The organism is Gracilibacillus caseinilyticus (assembly GCF_022919115.1).
GTDB classification, from domain to species: domain Bacteria; phylum Bacillota; class Bacilli; order Bacillales; family Amphibacillaceae; genus Gracilibacillus; species Gracilibacillus caseinilyticus.
In genome coordinates, this window is the sequence record NZ_CP095072.1 from 4,384,773 (window position 1) to 4,407,316 (window position 22,544).

Genomic DNA, 22,544 nt, shown 5'->3' on the forward strand with positions numbered 1-22,544 from the left:
CAATTAACCTGTCATATCAGAAAGCATTTGCAACAGCTCTACTCGATTTTTGATATTTAATTTCTTATAAATAATCGACAAATAGTTTTTGACTGTTCCTTCACTAATACCAAGCTGATCCGCAATCATGCGGTTCGTCCAACCTTTTTTCATTAATTGGATGATCTCTAATTCACGATTGTTCAGATCATTATTATGACTGAAACGCTCTTTGATATAATGTAATGAGCTCTCTCTTTCAATTCTTAACAGAGATTCTAATCGTTGTGAGAAATATTGCACCAGCTTCTGAGGAGCTACAAATTTACCGTCGATTATGAAACGTAACGTATCTTTGAATTCATCGAGACCGGAACTTTTTAATATATAGCCATCTGCTGAAACGGATAAAACCGTTTCAATCGATTCTTCGTCATCATAAGCCGATAACAACACTACTTTAATATTGGGATACAATTCTTTTAACTTCTTCGCACATTGCAAGCCATTCAACACGGGCATGTGAATATCTAATAAGACTAAGAAGGGACGAATTTCTTTTTCATCAATAAAATCAAGCACTTCCTGCCCGTTCTTTAACGTCCCGATTACCTGAAATTCATCCATATCCTCTACAAAATTTGTAATCATATCGCGAAAAAGTGTCTGAGATTCCGCAACAACTACCGTATGTTTTGTCATTTACTCATTCCTCCTATACGTCTGGTAAGCATAATTTCTCACAAAAATATTACCTTTATTCCTATCACTTACTTTATTATAACGTATATTTAATTCGTTTTAAAGAACAAAATAGTGTTATTTTACTATTTTTTATTACTTTTTTATTATTGCCACCTTTCCTTCGAGGTAAACCCTTTTTACTATATACTTTTTGATTGCCTTTCGATCTGACGAATGATCTGTATCGCGTTTAGCCACTTTGTCATAGCACATGATTTCTTATAGAACATATTATTGTCCAGTTTAACAATTGGTTTCTGTAGCAGTTCCGCTTCATGTCTCATCGATAATGGCTGATTCCATTCGATATAAAGATCAGATAATTGTACATACGGATATAGATTTGCTTTTTGACCGATAAAGATAAATTGCTCCAGGATCTGATATGTTGCTAAGTGCTGGCGAAGTAATGACTCAAATTGGTTATCCCCATATATATACCATATGAGCTGTTTTTGTATTTTAAACATTCTATAGCAAAAATAACTGAATTGTTTCACTTGCCAGCAGCTTTCGAAATTATTTGGAATCAGCAGTTTTATACCCTTGCTCTGTACTGACAGCTTCTCAAGATTGGCAACAGCCGACAATGATTCAGGATAATATGAATCGTTGTAATAACTGCAATTGTGCAATTCTTTCTCCTTCCGATCGTGATAACAAGACAAGGAAGGAGTATAAAGACGATCTTGTATGCGCAGAACAGGAAGAGAGCCCTGCCTATATTCAAGCTTCCGAACAGGTTCATAGTATATTTTTTTCTGTGCGGTCACAAGTTGGTCGATATAAAAAGCTGTAAGTCCACCTGACAGACTGATAGCTTCATCAAATGTTTCCTGTATCGGTGCGAGTTTATCTTTCACGTACTGCCAATACAAAAGGGCTAAAGATGGGAAATTATATTGTGCCTTTCGGATATGTGCAGGAATGGATATGGCTCTCGACAAGAAATGCCAATCTTTTTCTTCAGCAGTCCATTCGGCAGATTCGGTCAACACATAGTGCAGAGGAGTCAACAGATGTCCGATCTTTCGTAATGCTAATTGCAACTCTGGATGGTTCGCCAAAAGCTTAAAATATATCTTCGCTCCTGAAACAGTATGGCGACGAATCAGATATAATTGGTGCTCGATGGATAGCCCAGGGTCTAATGGATCAATGATAATTAATATCCTTGTCATTTTATCTTCCCCTTCTGCCATTTATTTTTTCTCTTTTTGACCGCTTTGCCATTTGATAAATTCAAAAACAATCCGATATTCCTCAAAATCTGAAGAAGTAATGCCTAATTCTTCAAATTTACAGATAAAGCGCTGCCACTTAAGATCGTCTTTCATACGTGTCTTTTCCTCATCTAATAAAGTAATCATGTCAACATCAAGTACCTCTGCTAATTTCTCAATAATATGTATGGATGGGTTATCATTAAGGTTGCGTTCAATATTACTTAAATATGATTTGGATATATCGGCTCTTTCCGCCAATTCGGATAATGTTAAGTTTTTCTTCTTTCTAATACGATTTATATTCGTCCCTATCATCTATACAACCTCAACTCCTCTTAGATTCCTTGATCACGAAGCTCCAAGTAGGTTTCCTCCGTTTGTCTGGCAACTGTTTGAATGTCGAGACCTTTCTTTTTTAGGATCGTTATATCTGTTGGTTTGCGATATTGCTTTTCATAAATGGCATGGATGGACTCCAGCCATCGAGCTTTATCATGCAACGGGATAAATTCGATTAACTCATTGCCTAAATCTATTTCTTCGGAAATACGATCACTGGCGAGGATTGGTATTCCAGCATATTGAGTTTTTACAAGCGAAGTCGGAAATCCATCATGGAGGGAGGGATAAACTACGACGTCGAATGCATGGATCCACTTATCGGCATTTCCCTTCCAGTCGATTACTTCGACAAAATCCTGTAAACGATATTGTTTAATTCTTTCTGTTATCGCTCCCTTTAATGAACCATCCCCTATTAAAATCAGCTTCGTCTGAGGAATTCGTCGCCTAAATCCTACAAAAAGATCGAGTAGAAAGGCATGATTTTTTTGTTGGCTTAATGCGCCTGCATGACCAATGACAAAATCATGCTGTTTGACTTTTAATGCTTCACGCACTTGTTTTCTTACTGAAGCAGAAATAGAGATTTGATCTAAGTCAAGTGCATTGTGAATAATACTGGTTTGTTTGGCCTTATGCTTAAATAACCACTTCGCCGCCTCAATCGAACAGGCAAAATAATCAGTTGCAAAGACCGTTACCAATGTTCCACTTAAGGAATAAAGCCATTTTTGCTGACTATTCTCTTCCGCTCCTGTATTATGACTGTGCGCTATCCGAACCGGTATTCCTACTCGTTTAGCTTCTATTAAAGGAAACGTATTTAATTGGTCCAAGTGACAGTGCATCACAATATAAAAACGGTGACCTTTAAAAAATTGACGTAAGCTCTTCTGGTATTCTTTCCAGCCCACTTCATTTAGCGACGATATCCGGTAGAGATGCCCTCCCAATCTCCGAACTTCTTCGTCAAACTCACCTTCCATCATAGTTAAAAAATCAAATTGTACTTTATTTCGGTCAATGTTACGATACACATTCAAAATCATTGTTGCTGTTTCACCGCGATCAAGCTGATCAACTACGTGAAGAATTCGCAAAGCATTCTCCATCATCTCTTCTTTCTCCCCATTTCCAATATAATTTCGTTCATTTTAAAGAACATTCATTTAAAAATTATGGTGCTGACTTAAGATCAACATCCTTCGCAGCACTCGATATTAATTGTACGCTTTCAATATTCAATACTGCAGCAAGATCGTTTTTTGCTAAACGTGCTAGTGTATTAGCGATTAACCGTGACTGATAGCTTTTGTTATCTGTTACCGATATCCGGACGACTTGTGCGTCGGCCACTATTTGAATGGATACCTTGTCTTCTAGCTCATGAATCGAATAAGGTAGCTGCAGTTCCTTGACTAATTTGTTCAGCATAGGTTGATCCGACATCATGACAGCAAGATCACTAATTGCCTCTGAATCGTCTGATTTCACCAATATTCTTGCTGAAGATTGGTGTAACGGTGAGGCTGATTCTTCATGCCAAGCAAGACCAAGCCACAGCAAAATTAATAACGAAAAGGCTAGAACCGAATATTGAAAACGTCTTTTATTATGTCGTACTCTTTTTTTCCTACTCATCTTATGTATCCTCACCAAATTCATTATAACGAACAATATATGCAAACAAAAACCGCTCAATAACAACCAAAAGGAACTTTATAAAGAACGTATTTTTATACTCTCATGATTTTATTAGATTGTCAACACCTATTTCTTATGATTAAAGTGCAGAATAACCCCTTCGTTATTCTTCTATAATCACCATTCTTCGACGATATAACCAGCCACCGTTTTGAAAGTGACGATTTTTTCTATTCTAAAAGGATGTTCAAAAATTCCGGGAAAAATCGCTGTGAACTTCTGCGTTGGCTTGCTTCTCCGTCCCTCATGTATGGATAAGCATACATTCCGGTACTCGAAGCTAAGCCGCTTGAATTTCTTTGCGCTTTTTGTCCTCCTTTTTTAACACGCACTCTAAAATTAAAAAGAAGCCCCACCTTGGTGAAGCCTCTCCTTAAATTGCTTATTTATTTCTCTGTAATTTTCTTCGATAGAGATAGATCATTACGAAACCTCCAGCTATTAATACGAAACCAATTAGCAAGAAATTGAACAGATTTGTAGCTGTTTCTGGTAATGATGATGATTCATATTGGTCATCCACTCCTTGATTACGATTGTCTGCAACCGTTTCTTCCTGAGTGTTGTCTGTATCAGCGTTAACAGTTTCATCGGTTATCTCGAATACACCATAGGTACTAAAATGCTCTACAGAACTTGTAAACTGATGATTGTCTGTATCATATTGACCTTTCAAATACGCTTCTTTCTTGCCAGCGTCATCAAGATAAACTAATCGCAAGGATTCTTCTGAAGAGACCTGTGCAGAGTCTACCTCAAAGGAAACGATCACAGGAGTACTTCCAAAGCTCTCGATTTCTTCTCCATCTACTACTAGTCTAAATGAAATCAAATTGGATAATGCATCTTCATGCTGCTCTTTCAAGGTTAAATCTACATCTTGAAAGAAAAACTCAACTTCACTTCCTGATGACATAAGTTGCTTTGGCAGCAATACACTTTCCTGTCCATTCGTAAGTTGAAGGTACGTATCTTTCTCCATACTTTCTATGAAGCTCGATTTGATATTAAAATAATCATTTGCTGTCTGAAAATCATAGATATAATCTTGTTTTTCCGTTTGTCTGACATCATCAATGATATAATTTTCCTCTTCCAGCACTTCTAATTGATTAATCGCTTCTTCGAGCATACTAACTGCCTGATCAATCTCTTGCTGTGTTTTTGCTTCTGTTAGTAATGCCTTCGCATTGGCGATAGCTTCTGTTAATATATCGAAGGAGGTATCACTATATACTTTCTCCACGTTCGTGTACCCTTTTGCAGAATACAACAATTCTTGTAAAACAGAAACATCTATTTGTGAAGAAATCGTTTCTTCCAGACTATTCATCGCTTCTTGCAAGTTCGAGATAGCCTCGTCAATTTCCACTTGATGAATGGCAGTTTCCAATACGGTTTCTGCTTGTTCAATTGTATCAGATAGTAACGTAAAGCTTTCTTCGGTATATAATTGATCCACGTTATCGATTGATTTTGCTTCTGTTATAATAGCTTGCAGTTCCTTCGTCTCTAACACCTGCACTGGTTCTTTCAAGTTCTTCATCGCTTCTGTTAACGCGGTCACAGCATTCTCAACTTCTTCCTGTTTGACAGCAGAATCTAACAATTTTTCAGCATTCTCAATTGCCTGCTTCAAAACTATGAAACTCTCATCGCTGTATGATTGATCATCGTTTGTAATTTGCTTTGCTTTAGATAAAACATCTTCTAGTTCAGCTGTATCCAGTAATGGGCTAACATAATAAATTTCTAAGCCATTTACACGCTCTGCTATTCCCAGATTCAACTGCCCATCCCTTACATGTGCATATGTTTCAAACTCTGCAAATTCTCCCTGTCCTGACGAGATCGCATCCTTGATTTTTGTTCCTTCTATTTTAAAGGTGGACCGGTTCGATGCTATATTGTCTCCACTAATGATTTTCAATCGATATATCCCGTTTCGGACATCTACTTTAAACTGATAGTCTTCTCCTGTAACAAAGTCCCTGCGAACATCATCTGGTTCACCACGGTCTCTTACATCTACCTCTTGATCTAAACCATAGCCCAGCGCTTCCGTATATACTAACGAATTCGCTATTTGGATTTGCCCATACTGTACAGGGCTTGAGTCAGAGCCAAAATCAAATTTACGTTGATAATCGGCTGCACTGACAACCTCTATGCCATTCACACGTGCCCATTCACCTTCAAAATACACATTTAACTGACCATCAGTTACTTCAACCGTTTCCTCATATGTGACGAACTCTCCTGCTGCAGATCTCTCACCACCAAGTATCTCTCCCTTTTCTAATGTAAAACTGGTAGTATTCAAATCCTGTTCTGCACCAGTTATAATTCGTACATCATACGTTCCATCTTCTAAGTCCAGCATAAATTCTTTTTGATTGACAAGAATGAAATCGCGTAACAGATCATTTTCCTTTTCTTGATCACGAAAACCATCTGTGCCTTCTTTAAAACCATATCCCTTCTCTTCACTGTAAAGTAATTGATCGGAAACACGTTTGTATCCATTTGCCAGTGGTGAATCTTCTGAACCAAAATCAAAATAGTATCCTTCTCCCAGTTCGACTAATTCTTCGAGTTGATCAATGGTTTCCTGAAGTTTCTGGACGGCAACATTCAGATCTGATTCAGTCACGAGTTTTTCAAGGTCTTGCTCTGCCTGATCAATCGCTTGCTGCAGAACCTGATAGGAGGTTTCCGTATAAGTATGATACTCATTAGAAACAGATTTTGCTTCTTTAATTAAAGAGATTAAGACAGATGTATCAATATCTGGTGCTTCTTCCTCGATATATTCTAATTGTGCTTTGTTAGGAACCTTGACTTTATCCCAGTCAATATCAGATGCCATATAAAAACTTGGGTAAGCCGGCTGATTATATCCAACATTTTGCCAAGCAATACCTGTCCGATATTGGATATCATGCATCAATGTGTACATTTTACGGTTCGTTTCTTCCCTGTTAATAAAAATTCGCAATGCATTACTATCCGTTGTCCGCAATACTAGTTCTTCTCGCCAGTCACCAACAATATCAGCAACAAGGGATGGATTTCCTTTCGTACCATTATTCGTCCGCGAATTTTCAGCGGTTAGTTGTGTACCTTTCTCCACATCTTCTATTGTCACTGCTTCATCGCCTGAACCTTGAATGATTTGCGTTGCCATGTCTGCTGACCATTTAATATTCATATTCGTACCCGCACCGCTTGCACCTATTACTTCCCCATCCGCAGAGCGTAAATCGGTAGCCCAAGTCTCCAAGCCTCGTTTTCCACGAACAATATCCCCTATCATGCCTCTTCCTGTATCACGGCCTGTATATTCACCATAAATGACAACCCCATTCGCTGCATCTCTTAAAGCAAATCCATATGGGGCAGAACTGCTTCCTTCAAAAACAGAATAGATTTCTAAACCTTTACGATCAGGGTTAATATCTGCAACATGCAAAGCATCGCCATGCCCAAGTCTTGCTTCTTCACCAGGATTACTGCTTCCTTCCGGTAATGTATCAAATGAACTGTATAATATGGAACCATCATGATCAATCGTGGCACCACCATAGACAATTTCTTGTTTACCATCGTCATCGACATCTGCCGTACTCAATTGGTGGTTACCTTGTGTTGTTAAAGAGGTATATTCTTCATTTCTGCCAGACATACCATGAGGACTATCGTTAAATGGATTAGTCATCGTCGGAAACCCGCTGTCAGCCGTCCATTTTTCTTCGATTGATGTACCATTAAAATCATAGGCTACTAATGCAGCTCTCGTATAATAACCACGAGCAAAAATGGCAGAAGGTGTTTTGCCATCCAGATAAGCAACACCCGCAAGAAAGCGATCCACTCGATTTCCTGGTTCAATCCGTGAATAAGCATAATCTCCCCACATTAAACCATCATCATGACGGCTGGGGTTGTAATCTACCGTATCTAATTCCTTCCCTGTTTCACCATTAAATACCGTCAAATATTCAGGTCCTGTTAAGATAAAACCTTTAAAACTGCGAAGATCATTGCGCTCACTTCTTGACGGTGCATATTCGTCAAAAAAATAATCAGCTAATTCCCGTGCATCCTGATCTGATAATGGATACTGATAGGATTTTTCGTCTTCTATTCCGAATGCTACTTCCAATGTTTTGGGCCAATTCCCTGCGACAACTTCTTCATGTTTATGCCAGCCTTTAAACATGTTGAGTACATATTCATAGTAATCCTCTGCACTCATACGATAATCATCTTGATGACTGTAGCCCGCTTCGACATCTGCTTCTGGCATCGTAATATATTCCTCACTGGCTGGTTCGTTGTTTTCATAATGAATTATTTTTGTACCGGGTGCCGTTTTAAACATGAGTTCAGATTTACCATTTCCATCAAAATCATAGACGAGAAACTGTGTGTAGTGAGCCCCAGAACGGATATTGACCCCTAAGTCGATACGATACAATAATTCGCCTTGAAATGTGTAGGTGTCGATATATGTGTTTCCTGTATATCCCTTTTGTGAAACATCCTTTGCATTAGATGGCTGCCATTTGACAACATATTCGTACTGCCCGTCCCCGTTCACATCACCCACACTAATATCGTTCGCATGATATGTATAAGATTCTCCTGCGGGTGTAGTTCCAGCTTCCGGCTGTTGAAGAGGTAGATCATAATGCCCCTGCTCCCAAGCCATTACTTCTTTACTCTTCTCTGCTAATTCCTTGCCATCCTGTACCGGAACGACATAATAACGATCTTCTTTATTGCCTTCTTTGTCCGTGTAATTTGTACTTTTGGTTACTTCTGCGATTTTTTGATCATTTCGGTAAACGTGAAAATCTGTCCCGCGCAAACCATAGTCAGAATAGGCACTCACTTCCTCTGACAAAAGCCGCCAGCTTAAGAAAACCCCTTCGTCTGCAGGTATTGCGACTAAGCCCCTGTCCAATTTTTCCAATTGAATATTTCTTTCTGCGGCACTGACTTTGCCTGTATCATGTTGTTGGAATATAAAGAAAGTTGATGGATGAAGTAAACTAAGAAGCATAATAAATATGAGAAAAATAGCTAGTTTTTTCGGCATATAATCCCTCCCTATTTAGATAAAACGACCATTAGAAACAGTGCTCCTCCTTCCTAAGCAGAAATTTATAATAGATATAGTGTTAAATACACCACTCAAAAAAACGCTTTCATTTCAGGGTGTGCAGCTCTTATACAGAACTATCTATGGTGGGTGATCTTTCATTTACAGGAGTTAACAAAATTAGTGTGGATTTAACAGTAATCGTAAAACGGATATGCTAAAAAGTCAATGCTATTACGGAAAAATGAACATTTTAGTCAGTTTTATTCAAACCCTAAAGAACTTTTTTTAGGTAATTGTAACGAGGAATCTTTTCATAACTTTTGAGATGGCCGTGCTTATTTCCGGAACTATGACAGGTGTTTTTTATCAAGAACTTCGCTATCAAATCATTTCCTTTTCGTTTCATATACCCTTTAAACTCTCGATGTAATCCATATAACTTATGGAAGCCTGTCACTTTCTTTAAAAATTAGTAAACTTGATCATTTTTATTATGCTACCTCATGTCTTTGTTGTAGATCTATACACAAGCGCAAGCCAACCACGGAACGCGGAGTGGTTGCCGGAGCGATACCTTAGCACATCAATTATTTCAAAATAAGCACAAAGCTATTTTACATAATCCATACTATAAGAACCCTTTTCCTACAAAAAAAGTCCTGTCCCTCAAGCATCGAGAAGGCAGGACTTTTCAAATATTTATGTGTTTACTTCCTAATCTTCCATCATCTTTTTTCGTTCATTTTCTTCATTTAAGAAATTCAAGAAAGTCTGTAATCCCATTTTCGGATGGGATTTGATCAATGAAATATAATCCTTCTTTTGATAGTCATTCACGATATTGCTCTTTTCAATCCGTGATACGATATGTTCCATCTCTAATTCTCTAATTTTTTTCTTGATATGCTTTGACTCTTTGTATAAAGCTAATCCTACTGCAGCCATTAGAGCATAGACAATGACAATAGCTAACATGCCATTGTCAAAGCCTCCGAAGAATAAAAAGAATATTAAATTCAAGATCGAGATCAACAACAATGGCATTGCAAACATCATATATCTGGCATTCTTTTTCATCAAAGGACTTATTTTATTAAATAGTTTCTCTAATTCTATCTTCATAAATGATGGTACATCATTTGTAAAAAACGAAAACATGCTGAAAACCTCCTTGATCTCAGTTTTACATAACATGAAATACCTATAAATAAAAGTCTTTCTATACTATATTATATGTGGTGGCGATTATGAACGTCAAATCTTTGATTTTCTGTCAATCATTGATTTATCATGAAACGAAGGAGGCGATAGAATGAGATTAGCATTTATTTCAGATATTCATGGAAATGCAGAGGCATTAAAAGCAGTACTTGAAGATATGGAAACAAAACAAGTCGATCGTATCGCGGTTCTAGGAGATATTGCCTACCGAGGACCTCAGCCTGCTGAATCGATTGAATTAATCCGATCATTAAACACAGATGTCATCAAAGGCAATGCAGATGAATGGGTAGTTCGAGGAATCCGAGAAGGTGAAGTTCCTTCAAAGGCAAGAGAAGCAATGAATCAGGAACAACAGTGGACATATGAGCAATTATCAGAAGAACAAATCGATTATTTATCCAATCTCCCTACAGAGTTAGTACTAGAAGAAGAAGGTATCCGACTGCATGCATTCCATGCAACACCTGATAGTTTATTTGATGCAGTAGCTCCCAACGCTTCCGATCAGGAACTTTTAGACAAGTTAACCGAACGACAAGATGCGGATATTTATTTGTATGGTCATATTCATACACCTTATCAGCGAAATGTGCAAGGTAAATCGATTATTAACTTAGGTAGTGTTGGCTTACCATTTGATCAAATTACGAAAGCTTCTTATTTGATTATTGATATTGTGAACGGACAAGTGCAAATCAGCAATGTTCGTGTTCCCTACGATATCGAGAAAGTTTGCCAGATATACCAGGAAGTTCATTATCCAAATAGTGAATTTATGCAAAACATTATTCGCTCTGCTAATAATTAAAACTGCCATTCCCAAGTATCCTTTTACTTGGGAATTTTTTGTGCGTTAGCGATGAAGAAGCTCGAGGAAGTGAAAAATTAGAATGTACAACGGATAAAGAAAGCATATAATGACCGTCACGAAAGCAAATCACAAAAATAATAATGCAGTATGGGTTCTTATAATATGGATTATGTAAAGAACTGTATATGTATATGGTAATTTTGACAGTTTTTTATGCTTGCATTTTCTCCCACTATGTTCTATAGTTAATTACATGACTAACGAACCGAAGAGGTGGTGAACCAAACATTGACAGACCGATTGAAGGAAGACCAACCTATTTTTCTACAAATAGCAGAAATGATTGAAACCAGTATTATAGATGGAGAGTTAACGGCTCACACTAAGATACCCTCAACCAATGAATTCTCCAAACATTATCAGATCAACCCTGCCACAGCAGCTAAAGGTATTAATCTGCTAGTCGATCAATTGATCATCTACAAGAAACGAGGTGTCGGTATGTTCGTTTCGGAAGAAGCTATACAAATCATTCTGGCTAAACGAAAGCAACGATTTTATGAGCAATTTGTTCATCCGATGCTGCAGGAAGCTAACCGGATAGAATTTAATTCATCACAATTAATAGCTTGGATTAAGGAGGAAATGGAAAATGATAATAAAAGCAACTAATTTGGCTAAATATTATCGGAGTGAGCGTGCACTCGGCCAATTAAATCTAACAATAGATGGGCCAAAAATAATTGGACTTCTAGGAAATAATGGTGCAGGCAAAACCACCCTGCTTCGCTTATTAGCTGGTCACTTTCAACAGACCAGCGGAGAACTTACCATCAATGATATTACTCCATTTAATCATCACACCTTAACAAAAGAAATATGCCTGATTATGGAAAATGATAATTTCCATGGCAGATTCAAAGTGCAGGATATACTAAAGATTTCGTCGATGTTTTATCCGAATTGGAATCATGAGTATGCCGAACGATTACGTCATTTATTCCGTTTGAAACCTAAACAAAAAGTAAAGACCTTGTCAAAAGGGATGTATTCGGCATTAGGCATCATTGTCGGATTAGCGAGTCATGCACCAATCACAATCTTCGATGAACCATATATTGGGTTAGATGCCTCTTCTCGTTCTGCTTTTTATGACTTATTGCTGGAATCCTATCAAGAGAATCCCAGACTTATCATTCTTTCTACTCATCTAATTGACGAGGTTAGTAGATTGTTTGAAGAAGCAGTTATCCTAAAAGAAGGCGAATTATTATTACATGAAACCGTAGAAAGTCTAGAAAAAAATCACACATTAGTAAGCGGTCCTTCCGAAACGGTCGATCAAATAACAAAAGGACGAAATATCATACATTCCACCACATTATTAGGCAAGAAATCAGTCGTCCTTTATCAGGATCATGTAGAGGCCAGCACAGAGGTGTCGTTTCAAAAAGTCTCATTGCAGGAGTTATTCGTTTACTTAACTAATGAAGGAGTGACAATAGATGCTTAAGAAGCTAAATCTGAATTTCTACTATTTTTGGAAAACATCCTGGACGACTATTTCTATCTTTTGGTGTATCTATTTCAGCTTTATTTGCCTTACGCTTATTTTGGCAATATCATTTAATAATAGCAGCATTTCGATGTCTGGAATAAATGTTGTGCCTGCAGTTATTTTTTGTCTGATTTTTGGACTGAATTTCTTTAAAGATTCTTTTCCACACCTTATTAAACTTGGATTAGACCGATATAGTTTTCTGCTATCAATATTTATATATATGATCGCTTTCGCGGTGGTGATGACTGTAATTAGTCAGGTATCTTCCTGGATAATAAAGGCGCTAACTACAGTATTCCAACTGGATAACTTCAGCTATATCAGCATGGTGGATTTAATGCAGAACGGTTTCAACCAATGGGAAATCTTCTTATATGAATTTTTTCTCTATCTACTGTTCTTTGGATTAGCCATTTTAATCGGCAGTATCTTTTTTAGGTTTGGTCAAAAGATCGGATTTACACTTCTGGCGATTCTCCCTGCTCTCTTTATAATCAAACCAGTTGGGCTACAATTCGTTAAAATAATAAATTATATCGCAGTTGATAATCCGCAATACCACATTCCATCACTATTATCGCTATCTGTCATAATTGGACTGTTTCTATGGCTGACAGTGTCAAAAGCAAGTGTAATTGATAAAACGATCAGTAAATAAAAAATCAAGAGGGTGGAACATGACAAAAATGTGCAAGTAAAAACGAGTCGTATTAAAACCTTTTTTGCTACTAATTTTAAACGATACGTAGTGGAAGCTACTGACAATTTGCTGAGACTTCCTGGAATATGATTGTTGATGAGTGGTGAAAGTGGAGTTCGTTTTACCTAGCAGAGCAGACCATTAAGCTCTTAACTTGAAGCGGATTTGGCCGATTGGAACTCTCTTTCGACCCAAAGCATTTGTGAAACAGAGTCGAAAGGTCTTAACAATCACCCCCCTGATTAAACACCTGCATGCAGTGAAAGTCGGCCCATAATAGAATCTTGCCATATCGTTTAGAAGATTGCTTGTAAGCTTTTTAAAAGTAAAAGATAATTCGTTGTTTATAGAAACGGCATAAAAAGAAAGCCGAACATACCCTGAATGTTATAATAACAATCCTTGGTATGTTCGGCTTTTGTAGAGATCTAAACCAGGCTCTACCTTTGCTATACAGAACCCTTTTCTTTGTATAAAGTTAAGTGTTTTGTTTGATTATAATGATGAATGTGCCATTTTTCTTCTAACCGTTCCATTAGATTAATGGAGCCATTAACGAGCTTGGTTTTGCCAGAACCAATGGCACCTTTTGAAAAATGAGACAGCAATGCATTAATGACTGCACCATGTGCAACCAGAATAATTTTCTTGCCAGCATAGCGTTGATGAACTTCTTCTAATCCTGCAACAACTCGTTCAATCAATTCTGGCATATCTTCCGCATTCGGGTACACGCCATCAGGAAATGCTTCCATACGTTCAAACACCGTCATACCCTCAGCCACACCAAATCTTCTTTCCCTAAACGCATCCATCTCCTCATATGGAAGCTGGACGTATTTATTAATGATATGGGCCGTTTCACTGGCACGTTTCAAAGAACTGCTGATCAGCATATCCCAATCTAATGTTAGTAAATATTGCCCGCATTCCTCCGCTTGTGACTTTCCATCATTATTTAGAGGTATATCTGTTTGTCCCTGGATCTTGCCAAGTGCATTCCAATCAGTCTCACCATGTCTGACTAAACATATACTTGTCATAATAAAAGTCACCTCCTCTGTTCTCCTATTTCTTCAAAAAATGCATCTAAATACATTTCCATCAGTTGATGGCGCTTTTCTGCCATGCGATAACCTGAGCTGGTATTCATAAGCTCTTTCAGTTTCAGCAACTTTTCATAGAAATGATGAATAGCACTTGATCGCCCATGACGATATTCAGCAACACTCATCTCGTCCCTAACTGGTAAATCTGGCTGATAAATAGGCTGACCTTTCTTTCCTGCATACGTGAAACACCTGGCAATTCCAACTGCGCCAATTGCATCCAATCGATCCGCATCCTGCACCACTAGCCCCTCTATCGTTTCAAGCGACTTACCATTTCCACCCTTAAATGACATATGCGTAATGATCGCTAGAATATGTTCCTGATCCGCATCACTCACTTGATGGTCTAATAACCAATTACGAATAATACGCAGTCCTTCCTCTTCACTTTCTACCACTTTATCATCGGCTAGGTCATGCAACAATGCAGCTAAAGTGACAACAAACAAATTCGCTCCTTCTTTAACAGCCAGCTTTTTTGCGGTAGTCGTAACACGTTCGATGTGATGCCAGTCATGCCCTGAACCTTCTCCTAGTAATGTTTGTCTAACAAAATTTTCAGTTGCAGCTATTACTTGTTCCTGTTCCAACCTGACACCTCCTATGTATAAGAACTTCTAATATGGTAAAAAACCACAACAAAACTGCTGTGGTTTAAACTAATCCTGGGAATCCTTGTTGTTTCATAACATCATAGACGATAATCGCTGCTGTATTGGATAAATTGAGTGAGCGAACCTTATCGGTCATTTGAATGCGAAGACAGCGATCTTCTTTTCCTGCTAATAACTCCTTTGGTATTCCATTTGTTTCCCGACCAAAGACAAAAAATAAATCCTGATCACTATTACTGAAGTCAAAATCAGAATAATACTTGGTACCGAAGTTTTCTATATAATAAAATGCACCTTGAGGAAATGTTGCATATAATTCATCGAGCGAATCATAATAATGAACCTTCACATCGTGCCAATAATCCAAACCTGCTCGTCGTAACATTTTATCATCGGTCGAAAAGCCGAGTGGACGAATTAAATGCAAATGAACATTCGTTGCAAGACAAGTTCTTGCAATATTTCCGGTATTTGCAGGAATTTCTGGTTGAAATAATACTACATGTACTGCCAATCTTTTCACCTCATATATGACTTTCTAACCTAGCCATTATACCACATTTTTTCTATCGTTGTACGATCCATTAACCAATCCGAAAAAAACGATAAGCACATTCAGGTGTCCATGCCGCAGAATCCTCATATGTCCAATAACGGTGTCGACTATTGTTGGTATGCGCATTAACCAGTGGCATATTTTGACTATCTTTTGCTACCACAATCGTGTTGTGATCCCACCTGCCATCTCCTTCAAAATCATAACAAATTACATCACCTGGCAATAAATCTCTTGGGTCGGAAACTTCTGTGCCTTTCAAACCGGAAGTAGCTCCGCTTAAATTCCAACGAAATGAATTAGCTACCGACCAGGAATAACTCCAATTATCCCCTTGATACCACCAGCCTTTGGAGCGATTAGGTGCCCCTGTCATTGGTGCCCCTCCAGCTCGCATACATTGCGAGATATAATTGGTACAGTCATTATCAGCAAAAAAATGATAAGCAGGATTTGCATCATTCCACCATCGTTCAGCATATTGAACAGCTGCTCTCCGGTCATAATCAAACCTGCTTCTCGTTTCATCTGTTATAATTGTAGGACGATGGGAATGATCAATTATCTTTTTCTCCTGATCATCAACAACTTGATCTCTCTCTACTATAGCAACACGCTCTTCCATCATTTCTTCATGATAATAATTTCCATGGTCATCTATTAACATTCTAAATAATAATTGATAGTGAAGCTTTTGCTGGTTTCTTTCAGTTACGATATGTTGTTTATTGCCAATCAGATCAAGATGTTTGATTTTTTTACCATTTTTTCGATGTAGTTCTTTTTTTCTTATTAAGGAATGATACTGATAATGCCACGACTTATCCCAATATTGTTTAACTAATTCCCATTCTGACATGATGTTCTCCTCCTTTGTTTCATATATATTCATCATGCAGAGCAAGTATTGCAACAATCAGATATCGAAGTTTTCTAGTTTTTACAATACATTTCAGTTCGATTAACAAAACGTTAAATAATCCATTTTTATGATTAATGACTTTTTATCCTGGGAATGTGTTTTGTGAACAAATAACAAGGAGGAAAATGAACATGACAAAAAAATGGTTATCAATGATAGGTGTAGCAGTATTATCAACAGGAATATTAGCAGCATGTGGATCGGACGGCTCGGATGAACCAGCGGATGACTCATCCACAAACGAACAGGCACCAGCAGAGGATGGATCTACAGAAGACGGCTCTATGAATGAAGATGGAACTACAGAAGAAGACGGTTCTTCAACTGAAAATGGATCTATGAGCGAAGATGGCTCGACTGAGGATGGTTCCATGAGTGAAGACGGAACTTCTGATGACAGCTCTATGAGTGAAGATGGTGCAACAGAAGAAGATGGTTCCATGAGTGAGGACAGTACTTCTGAGGATAGTTCCATGAGCGAAAATAGCGAACCCACAGATGAAGAAACCCAAAGCGAATAATTCCTGGTTAGTAAATAGACAGGGGCATCTGCAGTTATATATGCAAGAAAAGGTTCCGATTCACCCGAGATGATCGGAACCTTTTCTTGCTTTTTTAGGACTGCTTTCCTCCACACTAAAACTTTAGTGAAAGATCACTTCATTACTTGAAACACACAGAATAATTGGTAACTTTTGACGAATAACAACTCTCAATAGAAAATGTGATTGAACTTACCATATCTTCAAGGTTCTAAACATACCATATCAAATATTATTAATAATATGTAAAAATTGTTAAGTATTGTTAATATGTGTATCTAAATAGATCTTAATATCGTATATATAAGTAGACCGGAAAAAAAAGGAGGGGTGAAGATGAAAAAGAAATGGTTATCTATTTTTGCTGTAGCAATGCTGTCTGCAAGCTTTCTTACTGCTTGTGCAGAAGAAGGTGAAGGAGATACAGAAGAACCAGAAACTGAAGATGCTACAACAGATGAAAATGAAGAAACTACAGACGAAGCAACTGAATAATAAAAGTGGCCGGACAAGCCTACATAACATGTGGGAGATCTGTGATCTCCCACATGTTTCACTTTTGTTCTAATGACAATAAATATTCTTTTTTATCAAGCCCGCCACCATATCCAACTAATTTTCCATTCTTTCCAATTACTCGGTGACAAGGAACAATAATCGAAATCGGATTTTTATTATTTGCACCACCAACTGCTCTAACTGCCTTGGGTGATTCAATATAGCTGGCAATATCCTGATAAGAACAGGTTTTTCCATAATCTACTTTTGTCGCTAATGCTTGCCACACTTTTTGTTGGAAAGACGTACCATAGAATTTGTATGGAATCGTAAAAATTGTACGTTTTTGCTGAAAGTACTCTTCTAGTTGAGTAACAGTTTCCGTAAAACACTCCGTTGATTCATGCCATTCCAATGGCAAACCGTGCTTTTGACACCACTTGCGAACATCAGCCTCTTTTTCTTGCAAACTGCCATATTTAATGTAGACAAGATAATCTCCTTGCTGCAGCAACAGAATTGGACCTATTGGAGACTGGTATTCCATAAAGTATAATGCATCCATGTACAATCCTCCCAGTAAAACTACTGCTTTATCGTTTTAAATCGCATACCTTTTTCCATTTCTTCGATTACTTCCGGATCTGTTTCGCAAGTCATCGCTTCTTGAATCGCTTGAAATCCAGCTTCCGTGCCGATTTTGCCAATCGACCATGCCGCCGTCCCTCTAATTACCGGCCTTGGATCGTGGTACATTAACTCGATAAGCTGAACAAGTGCTGATGTTTCCTTGTAATGCCCCAGGGCCAGGATCGCGTTTCGCTGTAACGGTTTTTTTCCACGCCAGGAACCAGCCATTGGACCAAATTTTTCTTTAAAATCCTTGTTGGAGATGTTCAGTAAATCTGTTAAACGTGGTTTCACTAATTCCGGATCTGGTTCAAATTCAGGGTGGTGATGAAAATCAACACCTTTATTGTACGGACATACTGCCTGGCACGTCTCAAAACCATAAATGAAATTCCCTAATTTATCACGGTGTTCATCTGGCATGAATCCCTTTGTCTGCGTTAAAAAAGCCAAGCACTGTTGGGCATTCAGCCTCCCCGGCTCCACAAGTGCTCCAGTTGGGCATGCATCGATACACTTCGTACAAGTACCACAACCTTCTTCAATCGGTTGATCTGGTGTAAATGGAATATTGGTAATCATCTCTCCTAAATAAATATACGATCCAAACTCAGAAGAAATGATAAGCGTATTTTTTCCACTAAACCCTACACCTGCGCGTTCTGCAACGGCCCGGTCAGATAATTCACCAGTATCTACCATCGATGTATGACAAAAGTCAGGAACTTTCGCTTTTAAAAATGCAGCGAGCTTATTTAATTTTTCTCGAAGTACCACGTGATAATCGGTACCCCAAGACGCTCTGCAAAACATACCACGGCGGTCACCTTTAACGCTTTTAGGTGCGTCTTTTATTTTTGTCGGATAAGCAAGCGCAATGGCAATGATGGACTCCGCTTCAGGCTGAAGCTTTTTCGGAGTTGTTCTCTCTTCCAGTGTTCCTTTTTCAAAGCCTGATGCATAGCCTAGCGCTTGTTGTTCTTCTAACCTTGCTTTTAATTCTTTAAAGGGTTCGACACTTGCAAACCCAATTTGATCAATGCCTATTTCTTTACTGTAAGCAATAACCGCTTCTTTTAAATCTTGATATGCCATTACGCTCCCCTCCTCCCTGTTCGGGTAGTTAATCTGTTGTTAAATCTTTTTGTCTACTTTATCTTTGCTGTTCTCATTCTATTTAAGCATGCTGCCATCTCAAATCGTCTCGGTCTTGCCAAGTCACCCGGATGGTGTTCTGGAAATGGTGATAATGCCTGTAAGCCTTTATTGTCCAGCAATGCTTCTATATCATCAAGCAATCTTGCTAAGGATTTATCTTGTTTCAGCATACCTTTTGCATCCATATGTCGTAATAGCTCCGCTATCGTTCGTGTCTGAGAGTCGTCCACCAGTTGCTCTACATCTTGAAGGAGAATCGTGGTCTGTCCCATCATAATCGTTGAACGACCTTTTGCTTGAACTTTTTTCTTTTTCCCTTTTTGCAGCGCCAGGCTATTTGGCAAGAAAACACGGTTATTCATGTTATCGTCGAGCTCTTCTATTCGTTTTTTCCTTGATACAGGATAATCAGCTACTATTTTTTTTGCCTGCTCTGTTACATTGATCGGCTGATATTGATCCATCATAATCACGTCATCTGCGACTTCAAAATAATCACCAGATCCACCCATTACGAGAATAGTAGATAGTCCCAGCTGATCATACAGCTGTTTAATTTTATCTATAAAAGGAGTGATAGGTTCTTTATTTTGATGAACCAGCGCTTGCATTCTTGCATCACGAATCATAAAATTCGTAGCACTCGTATCTTCATCGATAAGTAATGTGCTTGTTCCTGCTTCCATTGCTTCTACCACATTAGTCGCCTGTGATGTACTACCGCTGGCATTTTCCGTTGTAAACCGCTTCGTATCCTGTCCATGCGGTAAATCATTAATAAAGGCTGAAATATTTACTGAGGTTACCTGTCTGCCATCTTCAGCCCTGATTTTGACAGCAGCTGGATCTGTTAAGACATACTCACGACCGTCTCCTGCAATGTGATGGTATACCCCTCGTTCCAGAGCCTCAAGCAATGTACTCTTCCCATGATATCCTCCACCGACAATTAAACTGATGCCTTTCTTAACGGCCATACCTGTCAGTTGTTCCTCTCGATGCGGGATTGAAAAGGCAACCCGATTTTTTTCAGGACTGTTAAATGGTACCGCCTGTTTTAATGGTTTATTACTAATCCCACTTTGTCTCGGAAGAATGGCACCATCTTGAATAAAAGCAATCCAATTATTATCTTTCATTTTTTGTCGAATAGCGGCATGTTGGTCTGCAAGCTGAGCACTCTTTTCTAATGCTTCATCTGTCACTGCAAAAATAGAATTTCTTAAAATCGATGGAATCGTTGTTAAGAAGAGTGTTTCTGCCTGTTTACCATTTATTTTTCGACCGTTCGCGGGAAGACCGATGGAGAGACATATCACCGTTTTATCATCTTTAATTTGCACTGCTGTTCGTTCCAGAATTTCCTGCCCTGGTTTGTCGATATGAATGAGTCCACTTTTGCCAGAGCCTTTCGAATGTATTGATGCTTTAGAAATCGCTTCTGCAACCGAACGTGCAATATGGTCCGCTACATATATGTTCCGCTGTTTATGCTCTTTCCATTCCTCTTTCATTTGACGATATGCATTCGGAATGATGATTCTAATTTTGGAAGGTGACGCAAATGGATCTCCTTGCACATAATCGACAGAAATCTCGTAACGATGAAAGGAATAACTGCCTTGTATCGATTTGTATGCTTTATAACCTTTTCCGTCAATATTTTTTAAGAGTTGTTGTAATTTATTCATGAATCAGAACCCCTCTAACTATTATGGTTTCACCATTAGAATACAATCTATGATTAGGTATAATCAAGTAATTTAAAGTTACTTAGCTATTCTCCTTCAAATAAAAAAACGTAATGCTTCATTTTCAAAACGAAACACTACGTTCACACCTATGTATGGAGCGGGTGAAGGGAATCGAACCCTCGACATCAGCTTGGAAGGCTGAGGTTTTACCACTAAACTACACCCGCATTTTATGTAAATCTTGAATAAAATGTTAAGAAGTATTTACATTTCCTTAACGAAACTATGTTTAAGATTATAACAACCTATTGTCGATAATGCAAGATTTTTCGGGAAAAAGTTTTAAATTTATTTGTTATGGGTATCTTATACATATCATCAATAGAATTAAAGGAGAGAAAAAAATGCTTTGGACTATTATTGGGATATTATTAGTAGCATGGTTAATCTTATTTTTATTTAAAATAGCTGGTGGGCTCATCCATATTTTATTAGTCATTGCACTGGTTGTATTTATTGCAAAGATGATAAGAAGCTGATAACGGGGATAATTCCCCGTTATCTTTATTTCTATGACAGAAGACTCCTTATATGAACAATAATAAACTTAGAGCCATAACCGCCATTCCAATAATCAGACCATAAATCGAAGTATGTGCCTCATCATATTTCTTGGCAGCAGGCAATAATTCATCTAGTGAAATAAATACCATAATACCAGCTACAGCAGCAAATATTAGACCAAACATCACATCATTTAAAAATGGCATTAAAAATAAATAAGCTGCAATAGCACCAACAGGTTCTGATAAACCGGATAAAAAAGATAATCGAAATGCCTTCTTCTTATCGTTAGTTGCAAAATAGACTGGAACGGAAACGGCAATACCTTCTGGAATATTATGAATGGCGATCGCTACAGCTATTGGAATACCTAACATTGGATCCTGTAATGCAGCCGTAAATGTAGCAATCCCCTCTGGGAAGTTATGAATGGCAATAGCCAATGCTGTAAAAGTCCCCATTTTCAACAGATTGGCATCATGCTTCTTCGGCTGTTTCTCCATGTCCTCTACTTTTTTCAATTCATGAGGGTTTCCTTGCTTCGGTATCCATTTATCGATTAACGCAATTAAAATCATTCCGCCAAAGAAGCCAATAACAGTCAGCCAACTCCCGTTTGTTACACCTAATACCCCAACAAGAGAATCCTTCGCTTTTACAAAGATTTCAATCATGGACACATAAATCATAACACCCGCTGAGAACCCAAGTGACCAAGATAAAAATTTCGTATTAGTATTAGATGTAAAAAATGCCAGCAAACTGCCGACACCGGTAGCAAGACCTGCCAATAACGTTAAACCAAAAGCGAAACCGACTCCTTCAAACCCCACCTGACAACACCTCTTTATCT

22 protein-coding genes, 1 tRNA gene and 1 pseudogene are annotated in these 22,544 nt (G+C 38.1%); 7 read left to right on the forward strand and 17 right to left on the reverse strand.

Annotated features, from left to right (window positions below; genetic code table 11):
- Positions 1-3 precede the first annotated feature (3 nt).
- The 8 genes and pseudogenes from MUN88_RS20945 to MUN88_RS20980 form a co-directional block, all read right to left on the reverse strand.
- Positions 4-681: a response regulator gene (locus tag MUN88_RS20945; protein ID WP_244719022.1), complete on the reverse strand. Its 678-nt coding sequence runs from the start codon at positions 679-681 to the stop codon at positions 4-6.
- Positions 682-863: 182 nt separating this feature from the next.
- Positions 864-1,925 carry a hypothetical protein gene (locus MUN88_RS20950; protein ID WP_244719024.1) on the reverse strand — a complete coding sequence of 354 codons (1,062 nt, stop codon included), beginning with the start codon at positions 1,923-1,925 and terminating at the stop codon, positions 864-866.
- On the reverse strand, positions 1,926-2,264 hold the full coding sequence (locus MUN88_RS20955; RefSeq protein WP_244719026.1) for a helix-turn-helix domain-containing protein: 339 nt from the start codon (positions 2,262-2,264) through the stop codon (positions 1,926-1,928).
- 20 nt (positions 2,265-2,284) lie between these two features.
- Complete coding sequence (locus MUN88_RS20960) at positions 2,285-3,406, reverse strand: glycosyltransferase (RefSeq protein ID WP_244719028.1); 1,122 nt, start codon at positions 3,404-3,406, stop codon at positions 2,285-2,287.
- Between the two features lie 61 nt (positions 3,407-3,467).
- Positions 3,468-3,932, reverse strand: coding sequence for a YveK family protein (locus MUN88_RS20965; RefSeq protein WP_244719030.1), 465 nt, complete (start codon positions 3,930-3,932; stop codon positions 3,468-3,470).
- Between the two features lie 445 nt (positions 3,933-4,377).
- Complete coding sequence (locus tag MUN88_RS20970; protein ID WP_244724678.1) at positions 4,378-6,378, reverse strand: LPxTATN C-terminal sorting signal domain; 2,001 nt, start codon at positions 6,376-6,378, stop codon at positions 4,378-4,380.
- A gap of 444 nt (positions 6,379-6,822) precedes the next feature.
- Positions 6,823-9,063 (reverse strand): annotated as a pseudogene (locus MUN88_RS20975) (rhamnogalacturonan lyase); the annotation flags it as partial.
- A 756-nt stretch (positions 9,064-9,819) separates the two neighbouring features.
- Positions 9,820-10,263 (reverse strand): DUF5392 family protein, encoded by a 444-nt coding sequence (locus tag MUN88_RS20980; RefSeq protein ID WP_244719032.1) that lies wholly within the window; start codon positions 10,261-10,263, stop codon positions 9,820-9,822.
- A gap of 154 nt (positions 10,264-10,417) precedes the next feature.
- Here MUN88_RS20980 and MUN88_RS20985 point away from each other — a divergent pair, with 154 nt between their 5' ends.
- The 4 genes from MUN88_RS20985 (at position 10,418) to MUN88_RS21000 (ending at position 13,359) form a co-directional block, all read left to right on the forward strand.
- The gene (locus tag MUN88_RS20985) at positions 10,418-11,137 is read left to right on the forward strand and encodes a metallophosphoesterase family protein (RefSeq protein WP_244719034.1); all 720 of its coding nucleotides are present in this window, start codon (positions 10,418-10,420) and stop codon (positions 11,135-11,137) included.
- A 291-nt stretch (positions 11,138-11,428) separates the two neighbouring features.
- Complete coding sequence (locus MUN88_RS20990) at positions 11,429-11,812, forward strand: GntR family transcriptional regulator (RefSeq protein WP_244719036.1); 384 nt, start codon at positions 11,429-11,431, stop codon at positions 11,810-11,812.
- Positions 11,793-12,653 carry an ATP-binding cassette domain-containing protein gene (locus MUN88_RS20995; RefSeq protein WP_244719038.1) on the forward strand — a complete coding sequence of 287 codons (861 nt, stop codon included), beginning with the start codon at positions 11,793-11,795 and terminating at the stop codon, positions 12,651-12,653. The genes MUN88_RS20990 and MUN88_RS20995 overlap by 20 nt, the downstream gene beginning before the upstream one ends.
- A complete protein-coding gene (locus MUN88_RS21000) occupies positions 12,646-13,359 on the forward strand; it encodes a hypothetical protein (RefSeq protein ID WP_244719040.1) in 714 nt (237 codons plus the stop codon). Before MUN88_RS20995 ends, MUN88_RS21000 begins: the two co-directional genes overlap by 8 nt.
- Positions 13,360-13,850: 491 nt before the next feature.
- Here MUN88_RS21000 and MUN88_RS21005 read toward each other — a convergent pair whose 3' ends face one another.
- From MUN88_RS21005 to MUN88_RS21020, 4 genes are all read right to left on the reverse strand, one after another.
- The gene (locus tag MUN88_RS21005) at positions 13,851-14,444 is read right to left on the reverse strand and encodes a histidine phosphatase family protein (RefSeq protein WP_244719042.1); all 594 of its coding nucleotides are present in this window, start codon (positions 14,442-14,444) and stop codon (positions 13,851-13,853) included.
- An 8-nt stretch (positions 14,445-14,452) separates the two neighbouring features.
- Entirely contained in the window at positions 14,453-15,103 is a 651-nt protein-coding gene (locus tag MUN88_RS21010) for an HD domain-containing protein (RefSeq protein ID WP_244719044.1), read from the reverse strand.
- Positions 15,104-15,167: 64 nt separating this feature from the next.
- Positions 15,168-15,641, reverse strand: coding sequence for a tRNA (uridine(34)/cytosine(34)/5-carboxymethylaminomethyluridine(34)-2'-O)-methyltransferase TrmL (trmL, locus tag MUN88_RS21015; protein ID WP_244719046.1), 474 nt, complete (start codon positions 15,639-15,641; stop codon positions 15,168-15,170).
- Between the two features lie 70 nt (positions 15,642-15,711).
- Complete coding sequence (locus MUN88_RS21020; RefSeq protein WP_244719048.1) at positions 15,712-16,542, reverse strand: amidase domain-containing protein; 831 nt, start codon at positions 16,540-16,542, stop codon at positions 15,712-15,714.
- Between the two features lie 194 nt (positions 16,543-16,736).
- Here MUN88_RS21020 and MUN88_RS21025 point away from each other — a divergent pair, with 194 nt between their 5' ends.
- Both MUN88_RS21025 and MUN88_RS21030 read left to right on the forward strand, forming a co-directional pair.
- Entirely contained in the window at positions 16,737-17,126 is a 390-nt protein-coding gene (locus tag MUN88_RS21025; RefSeq protein ID WP_244719049.1) for a hypothetical protein, read from the forward strand.
- 357 nt (positions 17,127-17,483) lie between these two features.
- Positions 17,484-17,642 carry a hypothetical protein gene (locus MUN88_RS21030; protein WP_244719051.1) on the forward strand — a complete coding sequence of 53 codons (159 nt, stop codon included), beginning with the start codon at positions 17,484-17,486 and terminating at the stop codon, positions 17,640-17,642.
- A gap of 58 nt (positions 17,643-17,700) precedes the next feature.
- On the opposite strand, the gene MUN88_RS21745 is transcribed toward MUN88_RS21030, so the two are convergent.
- The 4 genes from MUN88_RS21745 to MUN88_RS21055 all read right to left on the reverse strand — a co-directional run bounded on the left by MUN88_RS21745 (position 17,701) and on the right by MUN88_RS21055 (position 21,354).
- Positions 17,701-18,210 (reverse strand): methylated-DNA--[protein]-cysteine S-methyltransferase, encoded by a 510-nt coding sequence (locus MUN88_RS21745; RefSeq protein ID WP_305852485.1) that lies wholly within the window; start codon positions 18,208-18,210, stop codon positions 17,701-17,703.
- A 20-nt stretch (positions 18,211-18,230) separates the two neighbouring features.
- Positions 18,231-19,370 carry a tRNA epoxyqueuosine(34) reductase QueG gene (gene queG / locus MUN88_RS21045; protein ID WP_244719054.1) on the reverse strand — a complete coding sequence of 380 codons (1,140 nt, stop codon included), beginning with the start codon at positions 19,368-19,370 and terminating at the stop codon, positions 18,231-18,233.
- Positions 19,371-19,423: 53 nt separating this feature from the next.
- Entirely contained in the window at positions 19,424-21,124 is a 1,701-nt protein-coding gene (locus MUN88_RS21050) for an ABC-ATPase domain-containing protein (RefSeq protein ID WP_244719057.1), read from the reverse strand.
- Positions 21,125-21,280: 156 nt separating this feature from the next.
- Positions 21,281-21,354, reverse strand: a tRNA-Gly gene (locus tag MUN88_RS21055).
- A gap of 177 nt (positions 21,355-21,531) precedes the next feature.
- Between MUN88_RS21055 and MUN88_RS21060 the strand changes: the two genes are divergently transcribed.
- Entirely contained in the window at positions 21,532-21,666 is a 135-nt protein-coding gene (locus tag MUN88_RS21060; RefSeq protein ID WP_244719060.1) for a lmo0937 family membrane protein, read from the forward strand.
- 48 nt (positions 21,667-21,714) lie between these two features.
- Here MUN88_RS21060 and zupT read toward each other — a convergent pair whose 3' ends face one another.
- Positions 21,715-22,524: a zinc transporter ZupT gene (gene zupT, locus MUN88_RS21065; protein WP_244719062.1), complete on the reverse strand. Its 810-nt coding sequence runs from the start codon at positions 22,522-22,524 to the stop codon at positions 21,715-21,717.
- Positions 22,525-22,544 lie beyond the last annotated feature (20 nt).